Genomic DNA, 7,962 nt, shown 5'->3' on the forward strand with positions numbered 1-7,962 from the left:
TTTATAAGCTTCAAATATTATACAAATTTAACGATTATTTCGCAAAGATTCTTCCTTATCATGGGGATTGCCAATGTCAGTGAATTATGTTATAGTCTATATTGCGATGAGCTAATTGCGTAAGACGGATTGACACTCCAATTTTGGAATGCACGATGTGGCGTGCAGTCAACCGCCGCAATACGTAAAAGGATGCCTATATGGCATCCTTTTTTAATTAATAATAATATTTTTTTCCAAATAGACCCAGTTTTGCGGAAATAGAAGGCTTAATTGCCAAAAAGTTAAACCTAATAAATGATATTGATCAATCAATTTATACTTTTCAGCAAAGCTGCGAATATCATCAAACCATACAATATGCCTTTCTGAACCCTTCCAATAGTTAAAGCTTGGAGTAGATGAGTTGAGATCATAATTTATAAGAGCACCTGATGAGATCGCTAAATTTTGTGCATTTAATTGAGAATGTGCCTTTGTTAAGTTGTCAATTACCCTCCAATCATAACCATATAAAGGCAAAGCCATTTGCAGTTTTTTGGGGTTGATTAAGCTGATGGAATATTGAATGACGTCCTCTATCCACCATATAGGTGAAACAGGATTTGGCGGTCCTGTTGGATACCCATAATCTATCGTCATGACCGCAACAATATCTGCCGCTTTCCCAATGGCTGAATAATCATAAGCGCCGACTATCCGATTTTGCGGGAGGTCTGCTGTTTTCGCATGAACGTTTACATGAAGAATTAAGGGGCCAAGTGCTGTTTTTAATTCATTAAGAAAGGTATTAAAATCCTGCCTCCTTGGCGGCGGAATAAACTCAAAATCAATGCTTACTCCTCCATATCCCTTGTCCGTAATAAAATTCATCAAACTATTAATTAAGTTCTTCCGATAGACAGAATTTTCTAGTACTTGACCAATTAACTCTGGACTAAATTTCTGATTTGCAAAATTTCTGATCATCAATAAAGGAGTAATTTCTAATCTTTTACTCTCTTTAATCACTTGTGTATCATCTACAGCTAAATATGTGTATCCCTCATTTGTGAGTGAATAAGAGACGATGGCTAAATAAGAAATCTCTTTAGCTACTTGTTTTAAAATGGGGATAAATGATTGAGGAGAAAAGGGAATAATGAACCCGAGTGTCTGCATCGATAATTTCAAAGGAGAGGGTATATTTATTTTTTGTCCAACAACTAGGTTATTTGACTGAATACCGGGATTAGCTGAGAGGATAGCATTTATATTAGTTCTGTATTTCTGTGCCAATCCCCACAATGAATCGCCTTTAGCTATAATCTTTGATCTAATAGGTAATGCTTGATCAGGGATATAAAGGGCTAATCCGGGAATAATGATTCCATTAGCAGACAACCCGTTTACATTGAGTATTGATTGAATTGGTACATTATATCGCTTTGAAATTGCCCATAGGGAGTCTCCTCTTTGGACGATGTGAATAGACATTATTTACACACCTCCTAAATTTTCACCTGTACTATCATATGGTGTTCTTGCAAATAAATAGTACAAATTATATAGATAAAATTAAGCCAATTCCTACTGAAATTCACTTGTATGTTAAGCTTATTTTTCAAAAACGTATAAAATACCGTTTTTAGGGTGACTTATTTTTGGCCCTTTAAATCCTCTTTTAAGTAATTCCTTCCGCATAAATATCATTAAGGCTCCATGGCTAACTATCAGTACATGTTCATTTCCAGCAGAAAAGACCTCATCTAAGAATAAATTAATCCTTTCTTTAACAGCCTTAACTGAATCCTTTTGCGAAGGATGGTTGAATAGCCAGGCAAGCCGGACGAAAACTGCCCATAGCTGATAGGGAAGTTTAATATTGGCTTGAATAATTGGATATGCTTTAACCTCTCTTAATTTCTCGGTTTTTATTATCTTACCTACAAAGATTGCATGAGCTGTTTTCTCCGCTCTAGATAAATCACTTGAATAACACGTTTCCCATTCCAAGTTTTGAAGATCGGTTTCACCCTTTTCAATGTCGGATAAATCATAGTCCTCAAACCATTTTGATAGTTCTGCGGGAGTCATCCAAGTTTTTTCCGGTATAGCATCTTTTACTTTGAAATGCCTAACGAGACCTATTTTCAATTTTTCCTTCTCCCTAAAATTTTTAAAAAATGCTAAGCTGTCTTTCTTTAAAGGGTATCTTAACATGGAAAAACACTCCGTGAAGGAGTGTTTTTCAGATGCATAATTTGGCAGACCTACACTTGGAGACCATAATTCCGGCATAACGCTGCTAATCCACCAGAAAAACCGCTGCCGATGGCATTAAATTTCCAGTCGTTTCCGTGACGGTATAATTCACATATAACTACCGCCGTTTCAATTGAGAAATCTTCACCTAAATCGAAACGCAATAATTCTTGATTATTAGAATCATCAACTAATCTTACAAAAGCGTTTGAAACTTGACCAAAGTTTTGCTGTCTAGTCTCAGCATCATGGATCGTCACTGTAATGCCAATTCGATGAACATGGGAAGGGATTTTAGTGAAATCAACAACCAGCTGCTCATCGTCCCCATCCCCTTCTCCTGTACGGTTATCTCCCGTATGAACGACAGACCCGCTTGGATGTTGAAGGTTATTATAAAAAACAAAGTCGAGATCATTTTGGCAACGATTATTTGCATCTACTAAAAAGGCAGAAGCGTCTAAATCAAAATCATGTCCACCCTGATATTTATTCGTATCCCATCCAAGTCCAATGATCGCTTTTGTTAAACCAGGATTTGTTTTTGTTAGGTCAATTCTTTGTCCTTTTGCCAATTGAATTCCCATCATAAACCCTCCCTGAAATAAATGTTTATTCAATTGGGAGTTAGAAAATAATTTCCATTCCCTCTTGTTTTATTGAAGATTAATGGGCTTTAGGACCCCTTATTCTTTAGCCAACCTGTAATCCGAAGTCAGTCGCAATTCGTGCTAGACCGCCTTGGTAACCTGAACCAACAGCAGAGAATTTCCATTCACCATTATGACGGTATAATTCCCCAACTACAATCGCTGTTTCAATTGAAAAATCTTCTCCTAAGTCATAGCGAATAACCTCTTCATTAGTTGCTTCATTGACAATTCGGGCAAACGCATTGGAAACTTGTCCAAAATTCTGCCCACGGCTTTCAGCATCATGAATCGTAATAACGAAAGAAATTTTTTCAATGCTTGCTGGAACAGCACTTAAGTCCACCTTTACTTGCTCATCATCACCGTCACCTTCCCCTGTGCGGTTATCTCCAGTATGTACAACAGACCCATTGCCGCCTTCTAGTTGATTATAAAAAATAAAGTCTTTATCAGATGCACATTTACCAGATGCATCAAGTAAAAACACACTTGCATCTAAATCAAACGCTTGTCCCCCGTCATATTTATTTGTGTCCCAGCCAAGGCCAACAACAACCTTTGACAGACCAGGATTTGTTTTCGTTAAATCTACTTTTTGTCCTTTTGATAAAGAAATAGCCATTTAACCATCATCCCTTCACTCTAAAAATTATTAGAACTTCCTGCTAGAGGAAGATTCATCCAAGAAACAAAACTTCATTTAAAAAAATTATTACCCTTTCTATCCAAGTGTATCTTCTTGGCCTTAAAACGTAAACCAATTTAACTTATAGATGTTCAATTTTATTGTACTAGATACAACGGGCACTGACTACTTTAATATAATTAAATTTACCATTATTGTAAATTTAGAGGAGCATAAACTCAAGGGATTTTAATGGAGACCATTCCTATCCAATAGATTATCGCCTATTCTTGCCACCCTTTTCCTATATAGTACATAGCATGTAAATAATGCTGTTTGTATAAATAGCAGGAAAATAAAGGAGTGTTTTTCTTGGGTTTATACACAAATAGTCAGATTGTACCCAATCTGTTTAATAAGAAGCATCAACTAGAAACTCAGTCTAATCAAGATTCCTTTNNCCTTTCGCCTGAATTATCTTCAAGAAATTCTTCATGAGCAGAAATTGGTTAATCATCAGTTGACAGATACGTATGAGAAAATGGATTTTCAAATATCCGAATCTTTAAAGGGCATTAATCATAATATCCAGCGTACAGCATCTAAACATAATTACGACCTTGTCAGATTGATGGATAGATTGGATGAGCAGGATAACGTGATACTTCAGTTTTTAGAAGTTATGAATTCTCAGGAAACCGCAAACCAGATTATTATAGAACGATTAAATGAGCTTGAAGGAAGGAATGCTATCATATTGGAAAGCCTAGAAAAAGAAAGCTTAATTAATCAAGCTGTTCTTGATCAAGTATCATTTCAGCACGCCTCAACTGAAGCATTGACTGGGAAAATTGGCCAATTCGAATCATTTTCACGTGATTTAACAAACCAATTAAACAAACAGGAAAACGTGTATGAAGAATTATCACAAAAACTTGAGGTGCATGAGGTATTTCATAAGACCGTTATGGAACGGCTAGACGAACAGGAAGCAATCGTTCAAAAAATATCGAGGCAGCTTGAAAATCTGCGTTCCTCCTTATATGAAAGAACATCCTTTATAAGTGAGAAGATAGAATCAGGCTTCAAGCAATTGCTGAAACCGGTCCAAAGCTATTTCATCAAATCGGGAGAAAAGGATAAAACAAAAAATTAGCTTATATAAAATAAAAAAAGGAAGGTGCTAAACCTTCCTTTCCCATCCATTTACAAATTGACCACGGGTAATTCTATTGTAAATGTTGTCCCTTTATTTAGTTCACTTTCAATATTGACTTTCCCCCCATGACTTTCAATGATGTGAAAGCTTACCATTAGTCCAAGTCCATTCCCTTTTTTCTTTGTTGTGTAAAACGGCTCACCAATTTTCTTTAGTTGTTCTGGTGGAATACCAGTTCCTGAATCAGTGATAGAGATACGTACATATTCATTATTTTTATATGTATTCAAGATTAGTTTTCCGCCATTTGGCATAGCCTCAATTGCGTTTTTAATAAAATTTATAAAAACCTGCTTTAAACGGTACTCATCACAATGAATAAGTATTGTATCGTCACTGCATTCAAAATGAAGATGAATTTGTTTATTTCTTATTTCTAGCTCAAATAAAGATAAGACATTCTTCATAATCGGAATAAGGTTTTTTTCTTTGAGTTCAACAGATTTAGGCTTTGCAAGAAGCATAAAGTCCTCAACTATATGATTCACACGTTCAATTTCATCAAGGATAATATCGAAATACTCCAGCCGCTCTTTATTCGTTTCATCCATTTGAAGAAATTCAGTATACCCTTTCATAGAAGTGAGAGGATTACGAATTTCATGTGCCACACCCGCAGCAAGCTGTCCAACGGCAGCTAGTTTATCTTGTCGATGAAGGATCTCTTTCGTTTTTTTCGTTTCAGTAATGTCATTTCGAATGGCCAAATATTGATACGGGTTACCTTCTTCATCTACGAAAGGAATAATCGTTGTATCCACCCAATATAAGGTTCCATCCTTTGCCACATTTCTAATTTCACCTTTCCAGACTACTCCTCGTCTTATAGTTGTCCAAAGTTGTCTAAAAAACTCTTTAGGATGATGTCCGGAGTTTAATATTGAATGGCTGCGACCAATAAGCTCGTCCCTATCGTATTTGGAAATCTCACAAAACTTTTCATTAACTTTCGTAATAATACCTTTTTCATCAGTGAGAGCAACGATGGAAGATTGATCAAGGGCAAATTTAATATCGCCAACTTCCTTTATTTTATCATTCAAGTGTGCCTCTGTTTCTTTAAGGGCTGTAATATCGTTTCGAATTGAAACATATTGATAGGGCTTTCCATCATTGTATAGGAATGGAACAATTGTCGTCTTTACCCAATAGTGTTTTCCATCCTTAGCCTGATTGCGTATTTCCCCTCTCCAAATATTACCTGAAGAGATGGTTTCCCAAAGATTTTGAAAAAATTCAGGAGGATGAAAATTAGAGTTTAATACACGATGAGTTTTCCCTAATATATCTTCCTTCCCATACTTCGATATTTCAATGAATTTATCATTTACATACGTAATGATCCCATTAGCATTTGTAATGGTTACAATCGTTGATTCATCCAATGCAGCTTCAATATCACGTAAATAATGATCACTATCAGCTAATCTTTTGCCAACTACAGTTCTTGAACCAATTAGCCCGCTTAAAATAAGTAAAGTAATAAAAAAAACAAAATAAATAATATACGATTTAGGATTAGATTCAGCTTGGGAAGCATTTTCACCAAAAACGCTTGAGAATGTCCGTAAAAGCAGTAAATATCCTTCAATAATAGCAGCCGTTATAATGACAGCACTAACTGGTTTAATCCAGATTTCATTAAAAGGCGACAAACCCTTTGAGAAAAACAACATCCATAGAGAAAGGGCAAATGAACTATAAATAAGGATGATCGAAATAATAAATAAAACTGGATTAAATTGAATGTTCATGCTCATTGCATATAACCCAGTGCTATGAATGGATAAAACAGCGACAGTCATAAAGAAACTGCTGATCCATAATTGCTTTGCTTTAATCTCCTTATCAATAATTCCGTAAAACGCGATACCCGTAAAAATGATCCCTGAAAGTAAAGATAAAATGGTAATAAGCACATGATAATTACTTGACCCATTTATATTTACGGCAAGCATGCCGATAAAATTCATTATCCATAAACCTACACCAAGCGAAAACGTTCCTCCTAAAAATAAAAACTTCCGATTACGTTCTGCATTTTGAACGAGTGAAAATAAATCTAAACCAGTATAGGAGCAAATAAATGTTAGGATTATGGCCACAAAAATTAACATTGGATTCATTATATTAAAAATCTGCAGCATGAACATCTCCCTCTTATTTTTCAGGGTTTACCTATTTGGAAAACACATTTTTAACCATACTTTTTGATTGTAATCTAATTTAATATTGGTTGAAAGTGAAATCTTAATTTAACTTATACAAAATTAAAAAGTGGAAAAATTTAAATTTTCAAAAAAAGGGCTACACATTTAAAATAAATTCGAGTATACTGTTATATAACAAGGAAGTAAATTATATTCTGTATTATAAAAAGGAGTGGAATCATGTTACATTATAAAGTGGAATCTTTAGAGATTGCGTCAAGAAAGATTTGTCAAGAATGCGGTCAAAAAATAAATGAATATACTGATTCATATTTAATGGAATGTGATCGCTGTTTATCAAAAAAGGCTGAATAGCAGGCAAATGAAAAGCTATGGGAAATCGCAGCTCCATAGCTTTTTCTATTGAATTTTCATCCCAATAGTAAATATATCCGTTTCAGTTGACAGTGAATAAGAAGCCGTTAACTATCAAAACTTATGATTAAAGAAATGTTACAGCATATCTTATAAAGGGGTGTTATAAATGAAGAAAAATGACGCAAAAGGAAGACAAGCCCTAGATAACGCTCTTAACGCGGAGAATTCCCTTAAACATAATAATTATCCGAGTGGTTCAATTGATGAACATCGGGCAGTTGAAACAGGCAATATTTTATTAGCCGCTAAAGAATTAGGTCAACAAAACGAGAATTCGTAATAAAATAAGACTGCCCGAATTTATTCAGCAGTCTTATGCTCGTAATTTATTCAATTTGCGGTAATTCCCTCATTTCAGGGGATGTATCATTTCCACATAAAGGACATTTAAGATCAGCTGATGCAAATTCCTTTCGCATCCAGCCATTACAGCTTGTACAAGCATAAACTTCTGTGTCCAGCATGACAACCTCTGGTTTATCATCTTGACCTCTTCTATTGAAAAATATAACAAACGCCCCCTTTTTTTCTAGTATGGACAAAAAGAGGGAAAATATCCCGCGAAAAAATTTATGACAATTTCTTTAAGTCAGGAGGATTTCAAAATTGGATAACCAAAAATCTATAAAAAAA

Annotated in this window: 9 protein-coding genes; 3 read left to right on the plus strand and 6 right to left on the minus strand. The window is 34.9% G+C overall.

What is annotated here, in order from left to right; all coding sequences use genetic code 11:
* Positions 1-213: 213 nt before the first annotated feature.
* The 4 genes from V7149_RS23045 to V7149_RS23060 form a co-directional block, all read right to left on the minus strand.
* Positions 214-1,476, minus strand: coding sequence for a glycosyl hydrolase family 18 protein (locus V7149_RS23045; RefSeq protein WP_335347916.1), 1,263 nt, complete (start codon positions 1,474-1,476; stop codon positions 214-216).
* Positions 1,477-1,596: 120 nt separating this feature from the next.
* Complete coding sequence (locus V7149_RS23050; protein ID WP_335347917.1) at positions 1,597-2,136, minus strand: histidine phosphatase family protein; 540 nt, start codon at positions 2,134-2,136, stop codon at positions 1,597-1,599.
* 116 nt (positions 2,137-2,252) lie between these two features.
* On the minus strand, positions 2,253-2,831 hold the full coding sequence (locus tag V7149_RS23055) for a TerD family protein (RefSeq protein WP_335347923.1): 579 nt from the start codon (positions 2,829-2,831) through the stop codon (positions 2,253-2,255).
* Positions 2,832-2,937: 106 nt separating this feature from the next.
* Entirely contained in the window at positions 2,938-3,519 is a 582-nt protein-coding gene (locus tag V7149_RS23060; RefSeq protein ID WP_335347918.1) for a TerD family protein, read from the minus strand.
* Positions 3,520-4,027: 508 nt separating this feature from the next.
* On the opposite strand from V7149_RS23060, the gene V7149_RS23065 reads away from it, so the two are divergent.
* Positions 4,028-4,678, plus strand: a complete 651-nt coding sequence (locus V7149_RS23065; protein WP_335347919.1) for a hypothetical protein — start codon at positions 4,028-4,030, stop codon at positions 4,676-4,678.
* A gap of 50 nt (positions 4,679-4,728) precedes the next feature.
* Here the strand turns inward: V7149_RS23065 and V7149_RS23070 are convergent, their stop codons facing one another.
* Positions 4,729-6,888 carry a PAS domain-containing protein gene (locus V7149_RS23070; protein WP_335347920.1) on the minus strand — a complete coding sequence of 720 codons (2,160 nt, stop codon included), beginning with the start codon at positions 6,886-6,888 and terminating at the stop codon, positions 4,729-4,731.
* Between the two features lie 243 nt (positions 6,889-7,131).
* Here V7149_RS23070 and yhfH point away from each other — a divergent pair, with 243 nt between their 5' ends.
* Positions 7,132-7,266 carry a protein YhfH gene (gene yhfH, locus V7149_RS23075; protein WP_438824063.1) on the plus strand — a complete coding sequence of 45 codons (135 nt, stop codon included), beginning with the start codon at positions 7,132-7,134 and terminating at the stop codon, positions 7,264-7,266.
* A gap of 169 nt (positions 7,267-7,435) precedes the next feature.
* A complete protein-coding gene (locus V7149_RS23080) occupies positions 7,436-7,609 on the plus strand; it encodes a hypothetical protein (protein WP_335347921.1) in 174 nt (57 codons plus the stop codon).
* 46 nt (positions 7,610-7,655) lie between these two features.
* On the opposite strand, the gene V7149_RS23085 is transcribed toward V7149_RS23080, so the two are convergent.
* Positions 7,656-7,871: a cold-inducible protein YdjO-related protein gene (locus tag V7149_RS23085; RefSeq protein ID WP_335347922.1), complete on the minus strand. Its 216-nt coding sequence runs from the start codon at positions 7,869-7,871 to the stop codon at positions 7,656-7,658.
* Positions 7,872-7,962 lie beyond the last annotated feature (91 nt).

The sequence above is a fragment of the Bacillus sp. JJ1503 genome (assembly GCF_036965125.1).
In the GTDB taxonomy this organism is placed as follows: Bacteria; Bacillota; Bacilli; order Bacillales; family Cytobacillaceae; genus Cytobacillus.